Annotated in this window: 18 protein-coding genes; 9 read left to right on the top strand and 9 right to left on the bottom strand. The window is 35.3% G+C overall.

The features are described from left to right. Positions 1-77: 77 nt before the first annotated feature. Positions 78-1,040, bottom strand: coding sequence for an SIS domain-containing protein (locus tag Q8S25_RS13290; protein ID WP_305538554.1), 963 nt, complete (start codon positions 1,038-1,040; stop codon positions 78-80). 187 nt (positions 1,041-1,227) lie between these two features. Here Q8S25_RS13290 and recQ point away from each other — a divergent pair, with 187 nt between their 5' ends. Further along, positions 1,228-3,513 (top strand): DNA helicase RecQ, encoded by a 2,286-nt coding sequence (gene recQ, locus Q8S25_RS13295; protein ID WP_305538556.1) that lies wholly within the window; start codon positions 1,228-1,230, stop codon positions 3,511-3,513. Between the two features lie 2 nt (positions 3,514-3,515). On the opposite strand, the gene Q8S25_RS13300 is transcribed toward recQ, so the two are convergent. Further along, positions 3,516-4,553, bottom strand: a complete 1,038-nt coding sequence (locus Q8S25_RS13300) for a DUF3089 domain-containing protein (RefSeq protein ID WP_305538557.1) — start codon at positions 4,551-4,553, stop codon at positions 3,516-3,518. 85 nt (positions 4,554-4,638) lie between these two features. Between Q8S25_RS13300 and Q8S25_RS13305 the strand changes: the two genes are divergently transcribed. From Q8S25_RS13305 to Q8S25_RS13325, 5 genes are all read left to right on the top strand, one after another. Further along, positions 4,639-5,583: an isopenicillin N synthase family oxygenase gene (locus Q8S25_RS13305; RefSeq protein WP_305538559.1), complete on the top strand. Its 945-nt coding sequence runs from the start codon at positions 4,639-4,641 to the stop codon at positions 5,581-5,583. A gap of 48 nt (positions 5,584-5,631) precedes the next feature. Continuing rightward, entirely contained in the window at positions 5,632-6,846 is a 1,215-nt protein-coding gene (gene chrA / locus Q8S25_RS13310; protein ID WP_305538561.1) for a chromate efflux transporter, read from the top strand. A gap of 35 nt (positions 6,847-6,881) precedes the next feature. Then, positions 6,882-7,625 (top strand): ParA family protein, encoded by a 744-nt coding sequence (locus Q8S25_RS13315; protein ID WP_305538563.1) that lies wholly within the window; start codon positions 6,882-6,884, stop codon positions 7,623-7,625. Position 7,626: 1 nt separating this feature from the next. Next, the gene (locus Q8S25_RS13320; protein WP_305538565.1) at positions 7,627-8,358 is read left to right on the top strand and encodes an esterase family protein; all 732 of its coding nucleotides are present in this window, start codon (positions 7,627-7,629) and stop codon (positions 8,356-8,358) included. Between the two features lie 82 nt (positions 8,359-8,440). Continuing rightward, on the top strand, positions 8,441-9,223 hold the full coding sequence (locus Q8S25_RS13325; RefSeq protein ID WP_305538567.1) for a carboxypeptidase-like regulatory domain-containing protein: 783 nt from the start codon (positions 8,441-8,443) through the stop codon (positions 9,221-9,223). Positions 9,224-9,226: 3 nt separating this feature from the next. Here the strand turns inward: Q8S25_RS13325 and Q8S25_RS13330 are convergent, their stop codons facing one another. The 4 genes from Q8S25_RS13330 to Q8S25_RS13345 are packed head-to-tail and all read right to left on the bottom strand — an operon-like array spanning position 9,227 to position 13,106. After that, on the bottom strand, positions 9,227-10,264 hold the full coding sequence (locus Q8S25_RS13330; RefSeq protein WP_305538569.1) for a phosphotransferase family protein: 1,038 nt from the start codon (positions 10,262-10,264) through the stop codon (positions 9,227-9,229). Positions 10,265-10,271: 7 nt separating this feature from the next. Beyond that, entirely contained in the window at positions 10,272-11,486 is a 1,215-nt protein-coding gene (locus Q8S25_RS13335) for an acyl-CoA dehydrogenase family protein (RefSeq protein ID WP_305538571.1), read from the bottom strand. Positions 11,487-11,494: 8 nt separating this feature from the next. Then, positions 11,495-12,262: an SDR family NAD(P)-dependent oxidoreductase gene (locus Q8S25_RS13340; protein WP_305538573.1), complete on the bottom strand. Its 768-nt coding sequence runs from the start codon at positions 12,260-12,262 to the stop codon at positions 11,495-11,497. Positions 12,263-12,266: 4 nt separating this feature from the next. Then, the gene (locus Q8S25_RS13345; RefSeq protein WP_305538575.1) at positions 12,267-13,106 is read right to left on the bottom strand and encodes an SDR family NAD(P)-dependent oxidoreductase; all 840 of its coding nucleotides are present in this window, start codon (positions 13,104-13,106) and stop codon (positions 12,267-12,269) included. A gap of 147 nt (positions 13,107-13,253) precedes the next feature. On the opposite strand from Q8S25_RS13345, the gene Q8S25_RS13350 reads away from it, so the two are divergent. The 3 genes from Q8S25_RS13350 to pdxH are packed head-to-tail and all read left to right on the top strand — an operon-like array spanning position 13,254 to position 18,044. Then, positions 13,254-14,306, top strand: a complete 1,053-nt coding sequence (locus Q8S25_RS13350) for an efflux RND transporter periplasmic adaptor subunit (protein WP_305538577.1) — start codon at positions 13,254-13,256, stop codon at positions 14,304-14,306. 17 nt (positions 14,307-14,323) lie between these two features. Next, positions 14,324-17,386, top strand: coding sequence for an efflux RND transporter permease subunit (locus Q8S25_RS13355; protein ID WP_305538579.1), 3,063 nt, complete (start codon positions 14,324-14,326; stop codon positions 17,384-17,386). A 10-nt stretch (positions 17,387-17,396) separates the two neighbouring features. Continuing rightward, positions 17,397-18,044, top strand: coding sequence for a pyridoxamine 5'-phosphate oxidase (gene pdxH, locus Q8S25_RS13360; RefSeq protein WP_305538581.1), 648 nt, complete (start codon positions 17,397-17,399; stop codon positions 18,042-18,044). Between the two features lie 16 nt (positions 18,045-18,060). Here the strand turns inward: pdxH and Q8S25_RS13365 are convergent, their stop codons facing one another. The 3 genes from Q8S25_RS13365 to Q8S25_RS13375 all read right to left on the bottom strand — a co-directional run bounded on the left by Q8S25_RS13365 (position 18,061) and on the right by Q8S25_RS13375 (position 25,688). Further along, positions 18,061-21,195, bottom strand: a complete 3,135-nt coding sequence (locus Q8S25_RS13365) for a PAS domain S-box protein (protein ID WP_305538583.1) — start codon at positions 21,193-21,195, stop codon at positions 18,061-18,063. Between the two features lie 117 nt (positions 21,196-21,312). Further along, complete coding sequence (locus Q8S25_RS13370; protein ID WP_305538585.1) at positions 21,313-22,275, bottom strand: transketolase family protein; 963 nt, start codon at positions 22,273-22,275, stop codon at positions 21,313-21,315. A gap of 41 nt (positions 22,276-22,316) precedes the next feature. Next, a complete protein-coding gene (locus Q8S25_RS13375) occupies positions 22,317-25,688 on the bottom strand; it encodes a polysaccharide deacetylase family protein (protein WP_305538587.1) in 3,372 nt (1,123 codons plus the stop codon). Positions 25,689-25,723: the final 35 nt, after the last annotated feature.

Below are 25,723 nucleotides of genomic sequence, written 5' to 3' on the forward strand. Positions count from 1 at the left end.
GACTTTAAAATCTAGATGAAAATTAATACACTGTTACAAGCATAGAAAACGAAGTCCTGGTAAACTTATTGCTTATTTTAAACAATTCCCTCCCTAATTAAATCGTGTATATGAATGATGCCTTTGTAAATGCCATTTTCTGCAACAATGAGTTGACTAATATCATGTTTTTTTAATAATTCAAGTGCTTCAACAGCTAATGCCTCTGGGGAAACAGTAATTGGATGAATTGATAATATGTCAGAAGCGCAAACACTACCAATATCACTTGTTTTTTCTAGCATTCTTCTTAGGTCTCCGTCTGTAATGATGCCAATTAATTGTTGATTTTCGTCTACAACGGCTGTTACACCCATTCTGTTTTTAGTGATTTCAACAATTACTTGCTTTAAAGTTGCACTAAGGAGTACTTTGGGTTTTTCATTGGCAGCAGCTAAATCGGCTACGCGTAAATAAAGTCTTTTTCCCAGATTGCCACCTGGATGAAACTTTGCAAAATCTTTATTGTTGAATTGATTCAACTTCATTAAACAAACTGCTAATACATCACCCATAACCATTTGTGCGGTAGTGCTGCTAGTGGGTGCTAAATTATTAGGGCATGCTTCTTTTTCTACAGTTGTATTAAGCACCAAATTGGCTTGTTTTGCTAAAAAGCTGTCTGTATTTCCAACCATTCCAATTAATAAGTTTCCGAAATTATTAATTAATGGAATCAAGACTTTAATCTCAGGACTTTCGCCACTTTTGCTGATTAGCATCACAATATCGTCAGAAGTAATCATACCCAAATCTCCATGAATTGCATCGGCCGCATGCATAAATAACGAGGGTGTGCCTGTTGAATTTAGTGTTGCAACAATTTTTTGAGCTACAATAGCGCTTTTCCCAATACCACTAACAATGAATCGACCCTTTGCTTCATGAATTGATTGAATGATTTTTTCAAAGTCATTATCAATAAATGCCTTCAAGCCTAATATGGCTGCTGCTTCCGTTTCAATAGTATGTTGCGCTAGTGCTTGTATATTATTATTCATGCTTAACAAAGGTAAACTTTAACAGCTTAGCAGCGATAATGCATTAGGTATTCATTAACTTCGCTCCCCTTTTGCAAAAATGCCCTCATTTCTTCAAAAATGTTGAAATATCAAGGAAAAAATGGCAAAAATTGTTTAACTTTTACTAGTATCATTTGTTCTAGATATAGAAAATAGTATTCCCCCAATGGCAACCAGTACCAAGAAAGCTCCGTCAAAAACCGTTACTAAAAAAACTGCAATCAAAAAGACTGTTGCAGCCCAATCTGAGGCAAAACACCAATATCCAATTCATTCGGCTTTAGAACAATATTTTGGATTTAAAGAATTCAAAGGAACCCAAGAACCAGCCATTAACAGCTTATTAGACGGGAAAGATACTTTTGTAATTATGCCAACGGGCGGTGGTAAAAGCTTATGTTATCAATTACCGGCCCTAATATTAGAGGGTTGTGCAATAATTGTATCGCCTTTAATAGCTTTGATGAAAAACCAAGTAGACTTGGTAAGGGGTTATAGTGAAAATGATGAAGTAGCGCATTTCTTAAACTCTTCTTTAAATAAGGGGCAAATAAAAGCAGTTAAGGACGATTTAAACAGCGGCAAGACCAAACTGCTTTATGTTGCTCCAGAAACCTTAACCAAACAAGAAAACTTAGAATATTTTAGTGACCTTAAGATCTCCTTCTTTGCGGTGGACGAAGCGCACTGTATTTCTGAGTGGGGTCATGATTTCAGACCCGAATATCGCAGATTAAGGGAAATGATGGACATCATTAACCCTGATATTCCTGTAATAGCTTTAACCGCAACGGCTACACCTAAAGTTCAAAGTGATATTGTAAAGAACCTAGGATTGAGAGATGCAAATATTTTCATTTCTTCTTTTAATAGAACCAACCTTTTCTATGAAATTTTACCTAAAATCCAAAAAGATCAAACGGTAAAAAGCATTGTGAAATTTATTAGCCAACACAAGGGTAAGAGTGGTATCATTTATACCCTGAATAGAAAAACAACTGAAGAATTAGCTGAGTTATTGGTGGCTAATAAAATAAAAGCAGTGGCTTATCATGCGGGCCTAGATCAAAAATTGAGGGCAGACAGGCAAGACCAGTTTTTAAATGAAGACGTTCAAGTAATTGTTGCTACCATTGCTTTTGGAATGGGGATTGATAAACCAGACATTCGTTTTGTTATTCATTTTAATATTCCTAAATCTATTGAGAATTATTACCAAGAAACTGGAAGAGCTGGAAGGGATGGTTTAGAAGGGATTTGTGTATTGTATTATTCTCATAAGGACGTTTCAAAACTAGAGCATTTAATGCGCGACAAGCCTTTGAGTGAGCGAGAAGTTGGTGCACAATTGATTGATGAGATGGTTGCTTATTCTGAAAGTGCAGTATGTAGAAGAAAAATTTTATTGCATTATTTTGGAGAAGATACCGAAACTGAAAATTGTGGTCTATGTGATAACTGTAAAAATCCAAAAGAAAAATTTGAGGCAAAAGAGGAGGTAGTTAAAGTACTTAAAGTGGTGAATGCCTTAGATGGAAGATTTGTAACTGATTATGTTGTAAATGTATTGTTAGGTAAATTAACTCCTCAAATCAGCATGTTCCGTCATGATGCTTCATCAGTATTTGGAATAGGCAATGACAAAGAACCCCATTTGTGGAACAGCTTAATTAGACAAATGCTCCTAGAGAATTTGCTTATTAAGGATATTGAAGAATATGGTTTAATTAAATCTAGCGATAAAGGACAGAAATTTTTAAAGAAGCCCACTTCTTTTAAAATGGTATTGAATAATTTGTTTGAAGATGCCAACGCCGACGACGAAGAAGGTGAAGGGGCTTCTAATACTGGTGCTGCAGCAGATGAAAAATTATTTGCGATGTTAAAAGAGCTAAGGCAAAAAGAGGCTAAGAAAAAAAGTCTTCCTCCTTTTGTAATATTCTTAGAGAGTTCTTTACAAGATATGGCCACCCTATATCCTACTACATTAGACGAAATGAACAAATGTCAAGGGGTAAGTAAAGGCAAAGCCATTAAATATGGTAAACCCTTTGTTGATTTAATTGCAAGTTATGTTACAGAGAACGATATAGAGAAGCCAGATGATTTTGTGATGCGCAGTGTAGCTAATGCAGCTAGCAACAAAATTTATATTATACAAAACGTAGATAAAAAAATACCTTTAGAAACCATTGCAAAAAACAAAGATCTTAAGCTAGACCAACTGTTAGAAGAAATGGAAACCATTGCTGCCAGTGGAACAAGGCTCAATTTAGATTATGCAATTGATGAATGGTTAGGTGAAGATGAGCAAGAAGAAATATTGGAATATTTCAAAAGCTGCGAAACCTCTTCTTTGGATGTTGCAAGAGAAGAATTGTCAGAATTTGATTTTAACTGGGAGCAGCTAAAAATTATGCGTATTAAATTCCTAAGTGTTTATGGGAACTAATGTTATTTTTTAAAATACATTTTTACCCTATTGGCAACATTTTCTCTAATATTTAGATAATACAGATTTAAGTCTGCCACATGATAATTGTTGGTAGTGTAAAAAATATTACCAAAAAATTTTGGCTTTGGGGTCCATAATACATTGCCTTCTACTTTTGCAGCAGCAACAGCAGGAGCAATTTTATTGAACTTTAGTAATACCCCACCTTTGTTTAAGCTTCTATCTGAAGTGGGTGTTGCTTCATTCCATGTTAGTGGGTTGGTTACTATTGCTTTATTTTTTTCTTGTAGAATTAAGGGGGGAGTATAGCCTTCTCTATATGTGCGCCAGCTTACTATACATCCAGTTTGATCTGGTGTTGTACATGCTTTAATTTGTGTGTACTCGCTTTCGGCAACAGGAAGCCCAATTAAATATGCTGCTACCATTTTGTTTTGGAGCGGCTTGTTATCAAAGAATTCTTTGAGTAATCTTTTTCCATGTGTAGTACCCTGGCTATGTGCAGCTATTACAATAGGTTTATCTGCATGATGATTATTTAAATAGTATTCAAATGCTTTTTTGATATCTGTGTATGCTAATTCAAATGCCGCAATTGCGGCAGCGCTGTCTGTTGCATTTTTGGGAAAGTATGCTTGTAAATTGGCTTGCCGATACCTAGGTGCAAAAACTCGGCCCACTTCATTAAATATACTGGCTTGAAACAGTATGGTAGTGTAGTCTGTTTTGGTATTTAACTCAATATTGTTGATTGGTGCACTATAACCATAAGGCAACTGATCATCTGTATAAGTAGTAGGATGAATAAAAAATACGTCTACAGCACTGTCTTGTTTATAATTTGATCTTAATGGTTTAGGAACACTGTCTGCAGGGTCTTTCTTAAAAGGATGTGCTGCCCAATAATGCAAGTCGCTATAATCGGGGGTATTTACATTATCCCTGCGCTCATAATTTTTTTCCATGCCTTTGTAAGGCACCCCACAAGCAATTGCTAAAACCATTAACGTAAACAAAAAAAATATCCATTTTTTCATTTACTAAAGGTCCAGCTTTTTTGTGATTTGTTGCCTATAACCTACAGTTATTGATTTTGCTGTATTTTCGTGAAAATTTATTGTTATGGCCATACCAGTTGTTGATTTAGCCGAATTTACTCATGGAACACCCGAACAAAAAGCTTCATTTGTTCAAAGTCTTGGAAAAGCTTATGAAGAAGTAGGATTTGTTGCAGTTAAAAATCATGGAGTTCCAGATGAGTTAATTGCCAACCAATATGAATATGTTCAACAATTTTTTTCGCTGCCTTTAGAGAAGAAAAAACAATATGAAATTCCAGGATTAGCAGGGCAACGTGGTTATACCAGTTTTGGAAAAGAACATGCCAAAGGGAGTGATGCCCCAGATTTAAAAGAATTTTTTCAATATGGTCAAACAGTTGAAGACCATGATGCAATTAAATCAGCGTATCCCGATAATGTTCAGGTTGCTGAGGTTGCTACCTTAAATGACACTCTTTTTAGTGCATATAGAAATTTTGAAAAGAGCGGTAAGGCTCTGCTGCAAGCAATTGCATTGTATTTAGGGCTAGATGAACATTATTTTGATCAATATGTGCATAATGGAAATTCCATTTTAAGATGCATTCATTATCCCCCAATTACCAATGAGCCAAAGTCTGCAATTAGAGCAGAACAGCATGAAGACATTAATTTAATTACATTATTAGTAGGAGCTTCAGCCGATGGATTACAAATTTTAACTAAGCAAGGAGAATGGGTAAACGTTACCTCTTTGCCAGAACAAATTGTTGTTAACGTTGGTGATATGTTGCAACGTTTAACCAATAATAAATTAAGAAGTACCACACATAGAGTGGTTAATCCTGCAAGAGAATTATGGCATACCAGCCGTTTTTCTATGCCTTTCTTTTTGCACCCAAGAAGTGAAATGAGTTTGGCTTGTTTAGAAAGTTGTATCAATGAAAATAATCCAAAAGCATATTCAGATACTACAGCGGGCGAATACCTAGATGAGCGCTTAAGAGAAATAGGGCTAAAGAAATAATGCTACTTGAATTTGTTAAGACATATCCCCTTTTTGAAAGCTGTGTTCATGCACAGTATTACTGCTTTTGGCGGTCCGCAAGGTCATTTGGGAATGATGATTAAAACATTTGTTCAGCAGCGTAAAGACGTATCAGAAGAAGAGCTCTTAGATTATAATGGATTCTGTCAAATGCTTCCAGGCGCTTCTTCTACGCAGGTTTTAACTTTAATTGGTTACAAGCGTGGCGGTGTTCCATTGGCAATTTTTACCCTACTAATATGGATTATTCCTGCATCTATAATAATGTCGGGCCTATCTTTTTTACTAGACTACTACGATAAAATAGCGCATCCTGCAGCAATTTTTCGATTTATACAACCTATGGCCATTGGTTTTATAGGGTATTCTACTTTACGAACATTTAAAGTTGCCATTCATAATACGATTACTTGGGTAATTTTAATTATTGCAACAATTGCTACTTTTTTTGCATTTAAGACACCTTGGGTGTTTCCAATTTTGATTATTTGCGCAGGCATTGCTACCAATTTTAGTGATAAACGAATTCCACAAAAAGGGGTTCCTCCAAAGCAAGTGAAATGGGGAAATTTATTGATTTTTCTATTTCTTTTTGGTATTACAGGTTATTTATCTGAAACGGCAACGAAGCAAAATTGGGAAAACAGAAAAGTGTATAATCTTTTTGAAAACAACTATCGTTTTGGAAGTTTGGTTTTTGGTGGTGCAGACGTGTTGATGCCGTTGATGTATGAACAATATGTAACAAGACCCCAGTCTAAGAGAATTGTAGAAAATAAAAGAGATGTACTAAAAATTAATCGAGAAGATTTTTTAACTGGATCTGGAATTGTAAGAGCTATACCAGGGCCTGTTTTTTCAATTGGCGCATTTACAGGAGGGATGGTACTAAAAGACCTGGGATTTAATAAGCAGTTGATGGGTTGTGCCATTGGTGTAATTGCTATCTTTTTGCCCAGCGCTTTATTGGTATTATTCTTTTTTCCGGTTTGGCATAATCTAAAGAAATATGCAGTGATTTTCAGGTCTTTAGAAGGAATCAGGGCTTCGGTGGTAGGTATTATGGCAGGAGCAGTCGTTTATTTATTAAACGACCATATTATACCCGATTTAATGATTCAAAATTGGCCCATTCTATGGGATTTGGCCATTGTAATAGCAACATTTTTGGTGCTTAGATTAAATAAACTGCCCGCCCCATTCATAGTAATTAGCTGTTTAATTTTAGGTGCAATTGCCTAATTTTAGTATCTTCCTTTACATCATAAACCTTTTTCATGGTAACTATTGCTTTATACAATTTAAAAGGAGGGGTAGGAAAAACTGCGGCTGCAATAAACCTTGCATACCTAAGTGCTAAACAAGGGTACAAAACACTAATATGGGATTTAGATCCGCAGGGATCTTCCTCTTTCTATTTGGGTGCAACAGCAAACATTAAAAACGAAGCCAAAAAAATATTGAGTGGTGATATAGAATTAGCAAGTGCTATTCAGCCATCTGCCTACGAAAATTTAGATATAATACCCGCAGATTTGTCTGCAAGGCATGCGGATATTTTATTGAATGAAATGAAACAAAGCAAGAAAAAAATTGCTTCCATCCTTTCAACCATTAAAAACGAATATGATATCGTTTTTTTAGATTGTCCTCCAGGCATTTCTGTTTTGCACGATGCTGTTTTTACAGGGGTTGATTGGATATTAATGCCAAATATTCCTACAACATTGTCTATTCGCTCATTTGAATCGGTGTTGAATTATTTTAAAGAAAATGATTTAGACATATCAAAATTAAAATGCTTCTTTAGTATGGTAGACCATCGGAAGAATCTGCATCACGAAGTAATTAATGAATTTTATAAAGACAAATTGTTCTTTAAAAGTTATATACCCTATTTAAGTGATGTAGAAAAAATGGGTGTGCACGAATCACCTTTAGAAACATTTGCTGCCAGCAGTTATGCTGCACAGTGTTATAAAGATCTTTGGAAAGAAATTAAACAGCGTTGTATTAATTAATATGGATAGAGAAATTACTTCGTGGTATAGTCCGGCCTTAAACAAAGAGATGCCCATAGCGTCTTATGGACATTTTGGATTTGCTATTTTATTGATTCCTACTGCAGCTGCAGACTATTTGGAATATGAGCGATTTCAGTTGATAGACGCAATTGCCCCATTTATTAATTCGGGTAAGTGTAGGGTTTTTAGTATTGATAGTATGAACAAGGAAAGCTGGATGAATAATCAGATGCTTCCTGAACATAAAGCCATAAGACATAACCAGTTTAATGATTATGTATTTAATGAAGTAATTCCTTTTATTCGTAATTGCACTAGCGATGAAACCATGATTTATACTTGCGGGGCTTCATTTGGAGCACTTCATGCAATGAATTTATTCATGAAAAGACCCGATATCATTAATGGGGCTATTAGTATGAGCGGTGTATATGATTTAACCGAATACACCAAAGGGTTTTGGGATGATCAGGTGTTTTATAATAGTCCGGTACATTATATACCTAGCTTAAACGATAATTGGTATTTAGATAAGATTAAAGCAAGTCATCATATTCATATTTACACTGGGAGCGGTAATTTTGAAGACCCCGATGCTGCTAAAAAATTCGCTGGAATACTCTACACCAAAGGAATTTGGTACGATTTGGACGTTTGGGGTCCCGATATTCACCATGATTGGCCAACTTGGCGCTCTATGCTGCCCTATATTTTGGACAAGAAATTCTAAACTGTAAAAGACTCGTTAATTCCCTTTCTATATATGGTACTCTGCGCTGGCTGATTTAATATTACATATTAATCAACGGCAATTGAGGCATCTTTCAGGAATAATTGGAATTGTAATACTACTGCTTTTAACTGTTTTTACTACTGATGCTCAAGCCCAGTATACAACGGTAAGTGGTAATGTGTACGATATTTCAGCCAAAAGACCATTGGAGGCAGTAGCAGTTCAAAGTACCTCAGGAAGGGGTACCATTACCGATTCAACTGGATATTATAATTTAACGGTACTTAAAACAGATTCTATTTGGTTTTCTTTGATTGGAAAATCTACCATGAAATATCCTGTAGATACCATAAGTAACTTGGAACGGTTTAATGTTATGATTCATGTGCGCTCCTTTGATTTGCCGGAAGTAAAAGTCCGCAACAACTATTACAGATATGATTCTGCTATGAATAGGCAAGATTATGCCAAAGTATTCAACTTTAAAAAGCCAAGTTTGGGTGTAGTGTCTAGCCCTAATTATAATCCAGGGGCAACTGTAGGGTTTGACTTAGAAGGCATCATCAATATGTTTCGAGTTAAACGCAATAGAAGTATATTGACTCTGCAAAAAAGATTAATAGAAGAGGAAGAAGAAAAGTATGTGAATAGTAGATTTAGTAAGTTATTTGTAAGAAAAATTACTGGTTTACAAACGCCGGAATTAGACACATTCATGCGAAGATATCGCCCTAGTTATGGAATGGTAAAACTCCTAAACGACTTAGAGTTGGGTTATTATATTGGTCAACAATATGAAGAATATAAATCTACCAGGTACAACTGGCGTGGAGGATTATATAGAAGAAGAGAAGATCAATAATATTTATTGCGAACTAGCTTTCAAAGCTTTACCCCCCAATAATTGTATCAAAGGCAATAAAGCACCAAATCTCTCATCATTGCTAAACCCTTGTTTGTATCGATGATAAATTTGTTGTGCAATTACCGCATTTTTAAACAAGCCAAACACATAGTAGTAATTGATATCAGTCAAATCTCTTTTCGTGATTGAAGTGTAATATTCTATTAAATCTGCCCTTGATAAATTCCCAGACAACCAAGTACAATTGTACTGTTTAAAAATTGGTTCCTCATCTTGTTCAAACCAATAAGCCAACATGGCACCCAAATCCATCAGTGGATCTCCTACTGTAGCCATTTCCCAATCTAATACACCATTCACTTCTGTTAAATCGTTATTGAAAACAATATTGTCGTATTTAAAATCATTGTGTAGTAGTGTAGCAGATTGTTCCTTTGGGTGATTATTTTTTAACCATTCTGTAACTTGATTCATCGATTCAATGGAATCGGTTTCTGCAGCATAATACCTTTTGATCCAACCTTCCACTTGTCTAATTACATATCCTTCTGGTTTTCCTAATTGAATTAAATGCGTTGTTTCAATATCAATAGCATGAAGTTGAGCTAATGTTTCAACCAGTTGTTTAGCACAGTGCTCAAATTGAGCTGGCGTTATTGCCAGTTTGGGAGCATTATATGCTCTTAATATAATACCGTCTAATTGTTCCATAATGTAAAATGGAAATCCCGTAATAGCCAAATTGGTAGAGTAAAGAATTGGTTGGGGTATTTTATTAAAAAATGGTTTTAATAAACTCAACACTTTATACTCTCGCTCCATATCATGCGCCGACTTAATATTGGCTCCGGGTGGCGCCATTCTCATTACGAAAATTTGGTCTGTTGTAGATAATTGATATGTTAAATTAGAATAACCTCCCGCAAAGCGAGTGATAGCAATAATGGGAGTAGCATTAGGCATAGCAGATTTCAGTATATCATTTAGCTGATTGATATCAAAGGATTCTTTATCTGAAAGCGCAACTGTTTTTTCCATAATTACACTATTTACTTTTTCTACTCATTCCATATTTCTTTAAAATACTTAAAGCCAAACTTTGCTTATGTACCTCATCGGCGCCATCCCAAATTCTAGCTCCTCTTTCGTGCTGAAATAAATTGGCCAACATAGTTTCATCGGATAATCCCATTGCTCCATGTACTTGTATAGCTCTATCTAATACTTTTAATACCATATTGGCTACAAAAAATTTAATGCCTGCAATTTGATCACGGGTAGCAGCAGCACCATATAAATCAATATTGTGTGCAGTTCTCAAGACCAATAATCGAGCGGCATCTATTTCTACCCTGCTTTCTGCAATAAATCCTTGTATAAATTGTTGATGCCCCAGCATTTCTCCTTCTTTAATTTCTCTAGTAGCTGCTCTTTGGCACATCAGGTCAAATGCTTTTTCTGCAATACCCACCCATCGCATGCAGTGGTGTATTCTGCCAGGTCCAAGACGTTCCTGCGCAAGCTTAAACCCTGATCCCTCAGTTCCAATGATATTGTTATTGGGAATTCTACAATTGTTATAACGAATTTCGGCATGACTGGCCCAGCCTTCTCCGGCTTCACCAAATACTGGTATATTCCGAATGAATTCAAAGCCGGGTGTATCGGTAGGCACAATAAACATGCTTGCTCTTTCGTGTGGTGCTGCATTAGGGTTGGTTACTGCCATTACCACTGCAAATGAAGCCCCATCAGCTGATGAAGTAAACCATTTGTGCCCATTAATAATGTATTCATTTCCTTCCTTAACAGCAGTGGTTGCCAATCTGGTAGGATTAGATCCAGCAAACTCTGGTTCGGTCATTGAAAAACAACTGCGAATTTTTCCGGCTAATAATGGATGTAAATATTTTTCTTTTATTTCATCAGAGGCAAAGCGAGAAATCATTTCTGTATTTCCAATATCGGGTGGCTGTGCGTTAAACGTATACTGTCCATAATAGGGTGATAAGGATAGTATTTCACTCACTTGTCCAAACTCGCAAAGGGTTAATCCCATTCCCCCTTCATGAGTGGGCAAATGTAAATTCCACCACCCTTTTTCTTTTACTATTTCCCTTTTTAGAGTAAGTAATTTTTCGGTTTCTTTAAATGGTCTAGTAGTGTGTTCTTTTTCTAAAGGGATTAATTCTGTTTCTACAAAATCTCGAATAGCAGGTATTAAAACTTCTAATCTCTTGGTAATAAAAATGGCTTCCATAATATTAATTAAATAGTTACACCACCATCTGCAGTGAATAAAGTACCCGTGCAATAACCTGATGCAGGTGCAGCTAAAAATAGTGCGAGCGCAGCTATTTCGTCTACTGATCCCATTCTTGATATGGGGGCCATTTTTACAAATCGATTTAACCATTTTTCATCTTGCCAAAGTGCTTCTGAAAATTTGGTTTTAATGAGTCCAGGACAAATTGCATTCACTCTTATTCCATCGGCACCCCACTCCTTAGCAGTTACTTTGGTAAGCATATTTAACGCAGCTTTTGAAACTGAGTATAAGCCCAACCCTGGATCTGGTGTAATTCCTGCAATAGAACTAATATTGATAACCGAACCACCCCCTCTTTCTTTCATAATTGGATATACTAATTTACCCAGCTCAAAAGGGGCTTTCACATTTACATTCATAATTTTATCAAAAGCCCATTCTTCGCAGCTTACCACGGGGCCATAAACCGGATTACTAGCTGCATTGTTTACTAAAATGTCAATGCCTCCATATAATTCAACCGTTTTTTGAACCAATATTTTGCAGGCTTCTATATCTCCCGCATTGCCTGCAATACCGGTACATATTCCTCCTGTTTCTTGAACGGAAGCAGCTACTTTATCTAGTTCTTCTTGTTTGCGTGAGTTAATCACAACCGCCGCTCCACTAGCTGCAAAATATCTTGCAATGGCTTCTCCAATCCCTTTACTCGCGCCTGTAATTAAGGCCACTTTTCCTTTTAAACTAAATGCTTCATTCATTTTCATACGATTAACTTTTTCTAGATAATGCTTTGTTCATAGCGTTCATGAATTGGTCTTTTACTTTTAGTCTAAACCATGTAGGAGCCAATCTTTTCAACTTCCACATGGTTCTTGCAGCCTTGGGTAATATTATGTAGAGTTCTTTTTTCCCTGCCCTAATTAATATTTCTTTGGCCACTTCATTGGCTTCTAAGCCAGATCGCTCTATAAATGTTTGAGTGATTTTTTTTGTAGCATCCCCTCCTCTTACAGACTGTGCAATATTCGTTTTAAAGTAAGTGGGCTGTATACAAGAAACATTAATTCCAAAATCATATAATTCGCTGTACAATGTTTCACTAATGGCAACAACGGCGGCTTTAGTCATATTGTATCCACCCATAGTAGGAGCGCAGCTAATTGCAGCAGCACTGGCGGTGTTGAGTATATGACCATATCCTTGTTTCTTCATTGCAGGAATAAAATACCAGCAACCATATAACACCCCCATCTGATTAATTCCTACCATCCACTCGTAATTTTCCAAAGAATAAGTTTCAAATTCTGATCCATCTCCAACCCCTGCATTATTGAATAATAAATCAATTCCTTCTGCATCAAATAAAAAACGCTCTGCCACTTCTTTATATTGGTCTTTGTCTGCAACATCTAATAAATAAGTGAGTGGCTTTCCTCCTGCTTTAGCTACCAATCTATCCACTTCTTCCAAAGTTTTTGGATTATTATCTGCCAAGCCAATGGTCCATCCTTCTGCAGCAAGTTCTAATGCAAATGCTTTTCCCAAGCCAGATGCGGCACCTGTAATAAATGCTCTTTTGTGGGGGTATTTTTGAGAGAGTACATACATAGTGCAAGCTTTATTGCTTGAATGTAAAAAAAGGATGCGACTTAATGGGCATTTCACCGAATTATTTTAGCTATTCGCCATTCAGCAAATGCTGGTTTAGAAGACATTATTTAATTCTATCTTTACGGCTTGCAAAAATTGACTCCTTTGAAAAAAATAAGTCTGTTACTAACATTGCCCTTGCTGCTATTTTCATGCAAGGAAGAGAAAAAAGAAAATACCGATCCAAAAGCAAAATCGCCATCGGCCACCATTGTAGATGTATTAATTGCGGGTGCAGGAAATATTGACAACAATGTGGAAGTGAATGGGGCTATCATACCAATGGAAACAGTTAATATTAATCCAGAAGTAAGTGGTAGACTAACGTTGCTTAATGCGCCAGACGGAGGTAGGGTAACACAAGGCGCTATCCTCGCAAGAATTAATGATGCCGATTTACAAGCTAATTTGTCTAAAACAAAAGTGTTGTTAGACATGGCTCAAAAAACAGAAGAGCGGCTAAGAAAATTATTGGCCATCAATGGAATTAATCAATCTGAATATGACTTGGCTTTAAATCAGGTAAACAGCTTAAAAGCAGACTTACTAGTAACCCAAGCACAAATAGACAAAACAATTATCAAAGCTCCATTTACTGGAGTGCTCGGTTTAAGACAAATTAGCCCAGGTGCCTATGTTACTCCAGCAATTACTTTGACCACACTTCAACAAGTAGACCAAGTTAAGATTGATTTTAATGTTCCAGAGTTTTATACCAATATGATTAAGGTTGGATCTGCTGTACAGGTGCAAACCAATGAGTCTCCTCAAAAAAGAAGGGCAACAATTATTGCTACCGATCCTCAAATTAATCCTACTACAAGAAATCTTCGTGTGCGCGCAATCTTAGATGGAAGCCCAGTTGCGCCAGGAACTTTTGTAAAAGTATTTTTAGAAGCAGGTAAAAATAAGAATAGCATTCTTGTACCAACCAACGCTATTATACCCGACGCAAGAGCAAAAAAGATTATTGTTGTTAAAGGTGGAGAAGGTGTTTTTGTAGATATAGAAACAGGGGTAAGGGGTACAGGTTTTGTAGAAGTTACAAAAGGACTCAACCTTGGAGACAGTGTTGTGGTTACAGGGGTTTTATTTGTACGACCAAAGCAACCTGTTAAAGTTCGTTCTGTTAAGCAGTTGAGTGAAATTATAAAATAGAAGCAGCCAATCATCCCATGAATATTTCTGAATTATCATTAAAAAGACCCATTCTAGCAACGGTGATGAATATCCTCATCGTATTGTTTGGAATTGTTGGATATAGTTTTTTGGCAGTAAGGGAATATCCTGCAATTGACCCTCCTGTAGTAAATGTTAGAACTTCTTATTCTGGGGCTAACTCTGACATTATTGAGAGTCAAATTACAGAACCCCTTGAGAAAGCCATTAATGGTATTCCTGGTATTAGAAGTATTTCTTCTTCAAGCTCTAATGGAAATAGCAATATTACTGTTGAATTCAATGTTTCTGAAGATTTAGAAGCATCAGCTAATGATGTAAGAGATAAAGTAAGCCAGGCGGTAAGAAATTTACCACAAGACGTAGATGCGCCTCCTGTTGTAAGTAAGTCTGATGCCAATAGCGACTTCATTATTTTGTTGGCAGTGCAAAGCCAAACAAAAGGTTTGCTAGAATTGAGTGAATACGCAGAAAATGTTTTGCAAGAACGATTTCAAACTATTTCAGAAGTTAGCGCTGTTAATATTTTTGGTCAAAAAAGGCCATCGATGCGCATTTGGATTGATCCAGATAAACTCAATTCATTCAATGTTACATTTGGTGATATTAGAACTGCGCTTAACACAGAGAATGTTGAAATTCCTTCTGGTAAAATATATGGCGATAAAACGGAACTAACCATTAAAGCATTGGGAAGGCTTACTACAGAGAAAGATTTTCGTGATTTAATTATTCGTCAAACCGCAGCCGGCATTATTCGTTTATCTGACGTAGCATATGTTGAAGTTGGTCCTGAAAACGATGAATACAGCTGGAGGTTGAATGGTGTTAATGCGGTTGGCATGGCTATTATTCCTCAGCCTGGAGCCAACTATATTAAAATTGCTGATGAATTTTATAAGCGTTTAGCAGAGATTCAGAAAACAGAAAAAGGAGATTTCATCATGACTCCTTTAATTGATCAAACAAAAAATGTTCGTGCATCAATTAAAGAAGTAGAAGAAACCTTATTAATCTCTTTTACATTAGTTGTGTTGGTTATTTTCTTTTTCTTCCGAAACTGGTTAATTGCTATAAGACCTTTAATAGATATTCCAATTTCCTTGGTAGCTACCTTCTTTATCATGTATATTTCTGGTTTCTCAATTAATGTTTTGACATTATTGGGAATTGTGTTGGCTACTGGACTTGTGGTTGATGATGGAATTGTTGTTACAGAAAATATTTTTAGAAAACTAGAAAGTGGATTACCCATACGTAAAGCTGCGTTGGAAGGGAGCAAAGAAATTTTCTTTGCGGTAGTTTCTACCTCTATCACTTTAGCTGTAGTATTTTTACCAGTTATTTTCTTGCAAGGTTTTGTGGGTAGTTTATTCCGCGAATTTGGTATTGTAGTTGCTGCTGCCGTATTAATTTCTGCATTTGTGTCTTTAACTATTACTCCAGTACTAAATGTTTACCTCAATAAAAAAGATGCAGGTCATGGTAAGTTTTACGATATGACTGAGCCTTTTTTCAGAGGGATGGAAAACGGCTATAAACGCTTACTTGCAGCATTTCTTCGGGTTCGTTGGATGGCTTGGGTTATTGTTGCCATTTGTGCGGGTATCATTTATTGGATTGGTACAGGTTTACAAAGTGAATTGGCACCTTTAGAAGATAGAAGCAGTATACGTTTCCAAATGAGTGGCCCCGAAGGAGCCAGTTATGGGTACATGGTAGAAACGGGAGATAAATTATTAAATTATCTAACTGATTCTGTTCCTGAAAAAGATTTTGTATTTGCCGCAGTTCCAGGATTTGGTGGAAGCGGTGGTACATTAAGAATTAAATTAGTAGACCCAGATAAAAGAACAAAATCGCAATCGGATATTGCTAAGGAAATAGGTAAGAAACTTCCTAGTATTAATAATGCCCGAATTTTTCCAGTTGAAGAACAAACCATTTCGGTAGGACTTGGCTCTAGAGGTTCTTTGCCTGTTCAGTTTATTCTTCAAAATTTAGATTTTGAAAAAATTAAGACAGTCATCCCCAAATTCTTAGAGGAAGCAAGAAAGGATAAGACTTTCCAAAACGTAGATGTGAACCTTAAGTTTAATAAGCCAGAATTACAATTAACCATTGATCGTATAAAGGCAAAAGACTTAGGCCTATCTATAATAGACGTAGCTGATGTAGTTTCTAGCGCATTTAGTGGAAGAAGGTTGGCTTACTTTATTATGAATGGTAAGCAATATGAAGTGATTTCCCAGGTTGCTTATAAAGACCGTCAAAAGCCAGCTGATATTGAAAAACTGTATGTTAGAAATAATCGCGGAGAGAGTATTCCGCTAAAAGCGGTGGTTAAGTTAGAAGAGAATTCTAATCCGCCAACATTGTATCATTTCAATCGATTTAAAGCTGCAACCATTTCTGCTTCTTTAGCCGAAGGAATGACTATTGGGGATGGCGTGAAAGCCATGCGAAGAATTGGAGACCAATTATTAGATGAAAGTTTTAAGACTGCTTTAAATGGTCCTTCCCGTGATTTTGAAGAAAGTTCTTCTAATACGGCTTTTGCTTTTGGTTTTGCATTGATATTAATCTATTTGGTACTAGCAGCTCAATTTGAAAGCTTTAAAGATCCATTAACTATTATGATTACTGTACCACTGGCTTTAGCAGGTGCTTTGCTGAGCTTATGGGTTTTTGATCAAACGATTAATATTTTCTCTCAAATTGGTATGATTATGTTAATTGGTTTGGTAACTAAAAATGGTATTTTAATTGTGGAATTTGCCAATCAAAAAAGAGAGTTTGGATTGAATAAAAAGGCAGCAGTTTTAGAAGCTTCTGCTCAACGATTGCGTCCAATTTTGATGACTAGCCTTGCTACCGCATTAGGTGCATTACCAATTGCATTGAGTATAGGAGCTGCAGCTACCAGTCGTATGCCATTGGGAATTGTGATTGTTGGAGGTATTTTGTTTTCACTTTTACTCACGTTGTTTGTTATTCCTGCTGTGTATACTTATATATCTGGAAAGCATGATGTTAAAAAAGTAGATATAACAGATTAATTTAAAGATTATGCCCAATTCTATTGCTGATATTAGACGCGATTATATGTTGAAGTCTTTTGACGAATCTCATGCAGCCAATAATCCTTTTGACCAGTTTAAAGATTGGTGGGAAGAAGCAACTAGTGTTGAAATTGATGAAGTGAATGCAATGACTTTGGCAACAGTAGATAAGAATGGCAAGCCCTCTGCTAGAATTGTTTTACTAAAAGGGTATACCCATGATGGCTTTGTTTTTTTCACCAATTATGAAAGTGCAAAAGGGCAAGAATTGGCGGCCAATCCAAATGCTGCTATTTTATTTTTTTGGAAGGAATTAGAAAGACAAATTAGAATTGAAGGCAGCGTAGAAAAAATTTCCGCAGCAGATAGTGATGCTTATTTTCATTCAAGACCAGCTGGTAGTAGAATAGGAGCTTGGGTTTCACCACAAAGTAAAGTGATTCCAGGACGTTCATTTTTAGAAGATAATTATCAGCAATTGCTGCTTCAATATCCAGATGAAAATCAAGTACCTCGACCTCCACATTGGGGTGGTTATATTGTAAAACCTGAAAGTTTTGAATTTTGGCAAGGCAGAAGTAGCCGACTGCACGATCGTTTAAGATTTACACATGATGAAGCTGGAAATTGGGTTAGAGAAAGATTGGCCCCTTAAAAATTTACGCCAAATTTTACTGAATTGTAAAGTCTTTTCTTAGCTGAATGAATACCTCATCTAATATTTGATTGAGCTGAATTCCTAAACTAGGAATCTTATCTAGTTGTTCTCCTGTTTTAGCATAGAATTCTATACTCTCTACTGTTTTATATGCCTGTTTTATTCCCAAGCTATAAATAGATGATTTCATCTTATGGGCTAATTGAAATATTTCGTTAGTATTATTACTATCAATAGCTTTTAATAAATTAATGATATCGGTAGTTGTATTCTTAATAAATACTTGAACTATTTCTTTTAAAAATGCGGTATCATCTTGATCTATTCCTTGTAATGCAGATAGATTATATAATTTTTCACTCGTTTCTTCTGCTATTTTCGTTTTTAGTTTTTTACTAAAATCTACTGGGCTATTTAATTGTAATTGTTTTTTGATACAGTCATATAATCCAGCTTCTGTAAATGGTTTAGTGATATAGTCGTTAAATCCAGCTTCTGCAAATCGATCGGTTTCTTTCTTAAATGCATTAGCCGTAAGTGCCACTATTGGAACCGCTGCTTTAATAGTATCACCCATATGCCTAATCATTTGCGTAGCTTCATATCCATCTACTTCTGGCATATGAATGTCCATTAAGATTAAGTCGAAATCCCTTTTCTTATGTGCTTCAAATGCTTCTTGACCATTGGCTACTAGAACCACTTCGTGTCCCCATTCTTCCAAAATTTGTTTAACAATAATCTGGTTGATGGTAACATCTTCTGCTACTAATATTCTTTTTTTGTCTATTGGTGTAAATGTCAATTCTTCTTTCCTATTGGTTAGCATAGAATTTTCACCAATTTGGTAGGGTATACGAACAATAAATTTTGTTCCTTTATTTAAGGCACTTTCTGCTTTTATAGTGCCGCCCTGGATTTCAATCAGGTTTTTGGTAATGGTAAGTCCTAAGCCTGTACCCCCATATTTTCTACTTGTTTCTGAAGAAGCTTGAACAAATTCGTCGAATATATTGGCTAAGTTTTCAGGAGAAATTCCAATACCTGTATCTGTTACATTGAACTCTATGAGTGGGACCTTATTAGGTTCATTAATTTGAACTGCACTTACAATAATTTTACCAGATTCAGTAAACTTAAGTGCATTACTAATTAAGTTGTTCAGTACTTGGCCTAGCCTAAATGGATCACCTACTAATACTGTTTCAGAAGGAACCTGGTTGTCAAAAATTAATTCAAGCCCTTTTTCTTCAATTTTGAAAATAAAAGTCTTTAATGTGTTTGAAATTTTTTCCTCTAATAAAAAGGGAATATGTTCTAACTCTATTTTTCCTGATTCTATTTTAGTAAAATCTAGTACGTCATTTACAATATGGAGTAAATTATCTGCAGACTCAAGTATTAGTTTAGTGTATTCTTCTTGTTTTGGATTAAGATTTGTTTTGTATAAAAGCCCTCCAATACCCAAGATGCCATTCATTGGTGTCCTAATTTCGTGGCTGATATTGGCAAGAAATATTTCTTTAACCCTGCTTGCCCTTTCTGTTTCTTCTTTTGCTTTAATTAATTCTCTTTCTGCTTTTATTCTATTGGTAATGTCTTGAGAGAATCCAATGATATAAGGAGCACTAGATGTTTCTTCTACCATATAGTTTTGAAAAAGCAAGTAGATATGATCCCCGTTTTTACAAACAATAGAAAAAACTCCTTCCGCTTTTCCAGTCTCAAATACTTCTTTCAGATAAATTGAATCAAAAATGGACACTTTTTCTTTTGGTACAAATTCTTTTAAATTTCTCCCAATCAATTCCTCGCTATTATAGCCAACAGCTGAACATATAGAAGGATTAACACTTAATAATTTACCATCTAAATCGTGTGTACAAATTAGTGCCTGACTATAATTGAATAGATCTCTGTATCGCTTCTCATTCAATAATAATTTGTCCTCAATTTGTTTTCTTTCTGAAATATTTAATCCAAAACCGATAACTAGTGTCACTTCATTTTTATCATTTAACACTGGGAATAGATTCCTTAAATGATATTCTGTTTTACCGTCTGATAAGGTTAACTTTTCTTCCCACGACAATTGTTTCTTGGAAGCAATAACTTGGTTAAAGATTTCCCTTCTTCCTTTGGCTATTTTTGGATCTTTATTTCTGTATGTACAATATTCCTCGTCAGTTTTGCCGATAATCCATTTTCTTAGTTCATTATCTTTTATTCCAATTGGATTCACAAATAAATATCTATGAGAAAAATCAAATACAGCAATATCTGTTGGTATACTATTTAAAATACTTTCATAAAAACTTCTTTGCTTATTAAACTCAAATTCTGTTTCTTTTACTTTTGTTATATCCATATGGGTGCCCAAAACTTTCAATGGGTATCCGTCTGCATCTTTGTCGGTAACAATTCCTCTATCAAGTATCCATTTATAATTACCAAACTTATCTTTAATTCTATATTCTGTATGATGATGTTCTATCTCTTTTTTTCTATACTGCTGATCTTGTTTTTGTAAGATTGAAATATCATCAGGATGAACTGCATTCCACCATTGCTCGGCAATTGATAAGCTGGAATTTTCTAATTCAATAAATGCCCTTGTTTGATGTGAAAAACTAGTTACATTTTTTTGGTAGTCGTGCATCCAAACATTATCCCCCATTTTCTCTAGAGCAAACAATAACTTTTTCTCGTAATTATCACTCTTAGCTTCCTCAATTTCTTTTTTGAGTATAAGCGCTTGCAATAAATCTATTTGGGCATTCTGAACAGCAAAGTCATTTCTTCCAAAAGCATTTTCTTCAATTTCTTTTATAGAAGAAAAGGAAGGGCTGCCCATGAAAACAATAAGCATTGGGTTTTCATTAACGACAAATTGACCATTAAGATGGATGAGTTTATTTATTTTAGTTTGAATGACTACTTTTTCATGTAAGTGTTGAAGCAAATAGTCAATTATAGGACCACTTCTGAAATTTTCAATTTCAAATTGATTAATGAATAAATCGTTTAATACAAAAGGACAGATTTTTCGGATGGATTTTCCGCAATCCACTATTTCACCATCCAAATTGATTTTAAGGTGAAAGGGAAATAAGTCGTCTGATTGTTGCTGATTAAATACTAAATCCATTAATGCTACTAGATATTCTTCAAGTTACGATTTATTTATATTTTTTATATGTAAAACCTATATAAAAAAAGTCTGTAAAATTAATTTTTACAGACTTTTCTTAAATATAACTAAATGCTATTTTCTTGCCATTACTTTTTCTACTGCAGCTACTATATAGGGTGTATCAAGTCCATATTTAGTAAGCAGTTCAGTGGGCTTTCCGCTTTCTCCAAAAGTATCGTTCGTACCTATCATTTCAATTGGAATTGGGCAGTTTTTTGCAGCTACTTGTGCTATTGCATCTCCTAACCCACCTATAATATTGTGTTCTTCAACTGTTACAGCACATTTGGTTTTTGAAATAGATTTAATGATGGCTTCTGTGTCTAATGGTTTAATAGTGTGAATATTGATTAGTTCTACACTTATTCCCTTTTCTTCTAGAATTCTACCAGCTTCAATTGCTTTCCAAACCATATGTCCACAGGCAAAAATAGAAACATCGGTTCCTTCACTTAATTGTTGGGCTTTACCAATTACAAAATCACTTCCGTCTTCTTTAGTAAAATTGGGCCACTTGGGTCTACCAAATCTTAAATAAACTGGTCCTTCATAAGCAGCAATGGCTTTTGTTGCCGCTTTGGTTTGATTAAAGTCGCAAGGAACAATAACCGTCATGCCTGGTAGCATTTTCATTAAACCAATATCTTCTAATATTTGATGGGTTGCACCATCTTCTCCTAATGTTAGTCCGGCATGAGAAGCACAAATTTTTACATTCTTTTCGCTGTATGCAACACTTTGTCGAATTTGATCATAGACCCTACCTGTGCTAAAATTGGCAAAAGTGGTGGTATAGGGTATTTTACCTCCAATGGTCATTCCTGCTGCAATGCCAATCATATTGGCTTCTGCAATACCAACCTGTACAAAACGATCGGGAAAATCTTTAATAAATGGACCTAATTTTAAAGAACCAGCTAGATCAGCTGTTAATACTACCACATTCGGATTTTCTTTACCAATCTCATGAATACCTTCTCCAAATCCACCGCGGGTTTCTTTTTCATTAAGTACTTGAATATCTTTCAATTTCATAGTTGAGTATTTTGCTGGAAAGCTGCAAAGTAAACACTTTTTTATATGGCTTCCTGTACATTTCCTGTTCTTTTAAGAACCCCCCAATGTTGAAGTTCTCCTTTAACTGCTTTTCTAAGGGTTCTGAAAAGCACAATTAATAATAACCATCGATAAATCACTCGTTGGGGTATTAACCAAATAAGCTTCCAATAGGGTTCTTTTTCAAAACCAAATGCAAACAAGGCCAACAATAGGTCAACTCCTAGAAAGACAGCATAATAAAGCCCAATTTCACTTGCACTTCCGGTAATTAAGCCAATCAACATTAAAAAGTCTGCAAAAGGAGCAAACAAGGGTATTAGGTATTTGAAAAGTAAAATATCTGGTAAAGCAATAAAGCCCAGTTTAGGATAATTGGTATTAAATAAAGCGTCTCTGTTTTTCCAAAAAGTTTGCAATACACCAAAAGTCCACCTGAATCGTTGGCTCATAAACTGTTTAAGTGTTTCGGGGGCTTCTGTTAATGCTATTGCTTTATTTTCATTAGCAATAGTATACCCGCATCGTAAAATGCGGATACTTAAATCACAGTCTTCAGCCAATGTATCAGAAGTAAATCCACCAGCATCTTCAATTGCCAACTTACTAAATGCACCAATTGCCCCTGGAACTACCGTGATTGAATTAAAATATCCAAATGCCTTTCTATCAATATTTTGACTAGTAGTATATTCAATACTTTGCCAGCGTGTAATTAAATTTACTTCATTTCCCACTTTTACATTACCAGCTACAGCTCCTATTGTTGCATCATTAAAGTGCATCATCAGCTTACTCACTGCATCTGTCTTTAATTTGGTGTCTGCATCAATACAAACAACATAATTGGCATTGGTTGCTGCAATACCAAAGTTTAATGCAGTTGCTTTACCTCCATTTTGTTTATCTAAAATTGTTACTTGGGCATTATCACTATACGCGGCTTTAACCACTTCCAACGTATTGTCGGTACTTCCATCATTTACGAAAATGATGTTGAAGTTTGGATAATCACAACGCAGCAAGTTGTTTAATGAACTTACTGCATTTACTTCTTCATTATAGGCTGGTACAATTATTGAAACAAGTGGGGTATCTTTTAATTGACTTAAGGCTTGTCTTTTCTCTTTTTTTCTAGCAAGTATTGACGATATCAAAATAATTAATAAACGGATACTTCCTAATGTTAAAAACAACAGGAATAATGCATTAAAGATTTTGCCCAAATAATATCCTGCTTCTGCTAGAAAATAATTAAACCTTAATACATAGTTTTCATGATAGTTAGGAACTGGAGGCATTACATCATCTCTTGTTTTTCCCATTAAATCGGCAACAGTAGTAAATTTATATCCCTCTTTATGAAAGTATTCAATAATTTTTGGTAGGGCATCCACTGTAGCACTTCGGTCTCCACCTGCATCATGCAATAGAATAATATTTCCCCGATCTTTCATTCTTACCACTCTATTAAAAATACTATCCCCATTAAAATTTTTATCCTCATCAGTTTGCCAGTCTAATGGGTCTATATTTTCGCCAATTGTTAAATAATTTTTTTCTCTACTTAATGCTACAGGTACAAGTTCTTCCATGGTTTCAGGCCTACTATCTGCATTAAAAGGAGCTCTAAACATGATGGTACTTCTACCTGTAATTGCTTCAATCAATAATTTGGTTGCATCCATTTCTAAGTAAGCCCTTTGCTTACTAACTGTTGCCATATTTGGATGGGTAAAAGTATGATTGCTTATTTCGTGTCCTGATTTATAAATTCTTTTTACTAGTGGAATATTTTTCTCTGCTTCAATTCCTACAATAAAAAAATTGGCCACCACATTGTATTTATCTAGTATGTCTAATATTTGTCTTGTATAAACAGGATGTGGTCCATCATCAAAAGTTAATACCATTTTTTTCTCTGTAGACTTTCCAAATTGTTTTACCACAAACATCGATGGAAGTGTATCATAAAATTCTTCTGATATCAACATCCATTCTGTATCTAATTCTGTTCTAATATGGCCTGGTGTAGGGGTAGAAATCACATCTAAAATTTCCCCCTCTCCCATAAAATCTACATCATTGCTGGTTTCAACTTTTGTAAATTCATCAAAATTGAATTTTTGAACAGAAGCTTTATTCATTGGGAGATAATAAAAGTCCCAAAGTCTGCTGTCTTCACTTCCCATACGCCATAATGCTGTTCCTGCAAATCCATATTCAGTAGAAAAACGAATGGCATTAAAATTGGTAGCTGCATCAGTAAAATGGACTTCTCTTTCGTGACCGGCTTTGTCTTTGTACTTAAAGAATAAATTATAAGAATCGTTATCGTAAGTAATTTTACTGTTGTTTTCTTTTGCAATGCTCAATGCTTGCTGATAAGTAACATCTGAACCTTCACCTCCTTTAGGCCAGTCATATCCAAATCCTGCAATACATAGCACTAATTTGGGTATTGGAACTTTTTGTACAATTTGATCAACGGCGGCTTCAATCCATTTCTGACCACTAATTGGTCCTGGTTTAGTGCTAGATGTATATTGGTCATACGCCATTAAGAATATATAATCCGTATGAGCTGCCAATGCTTGATAGTCGTAGTCTTCATTAAACGGCATTACATCAATGGAAGTTAATAACCCTCCTGAATGAAAACGATCGGATAATTTTTTTAAGAATTGAGTTAGAACTCTGTTGTCGTTTTCAACTAGTTCTTCAAAGTCTATATTAATTCCAGCAAAGCCTTCAGACTTTATCCATTTATATAAATCGTTTATTAATTTTTCACTTTTGCTTGAGTTGTTTAAAATTCTGCTCACCACGTCTCCATTCCACTTACCATTAATATTATTGGTAAGCATGGGCATCACCCTTAATCCTTTTGCCTGTTTAATTAAGTCGTATCCTCGTTTGTCTTTTCGGATAATTAATGAATCACCGGTTGGATCAAAGAACATCCATTCGGGTAATATTAAATTGAGTTTATTAATATTTCTTCTTAATGAAAAGAATGCTTGTGGGTCCCAGTCTACATAAAAAGCAGCTCTAATACCCAATGAATCACTAAATAGTTTTGAATTGGAAAGCCTGATGGCGCTGTCATTTTGACCACATCCGTTACCTGCTGACCATTTATCATCTATAAATTTTCTGAAACCTTGGTACTCTTTTGCTAGCGAATCGGGGTTATCTTCTGAAACTAAAATGCTTTTGAAAACGCTGCTCTGTAATATTGGTACTGTTGGAACATAAGCTGTTCTAATAGCAATAACAATAGCAATGATCGTAATAAATAACAGAAATAGTAGCAAACGGAACGTCCATTTAAAACGCTGCCATCTGGTAGGATTACTTGTTTGAAACACCTGTTTGAATCCCTTGGCCATCGATTGCTTATAAATTTATATTACATACAAAGTTA

Source organism: Sediminibacterium sp. (assembly GCF_030695065.1).
Lineage (GTDB): Bacteria > Bacteroidota > Bacteroidia > Chitinophagales > Chitinophagaceae > Sediminibacterium.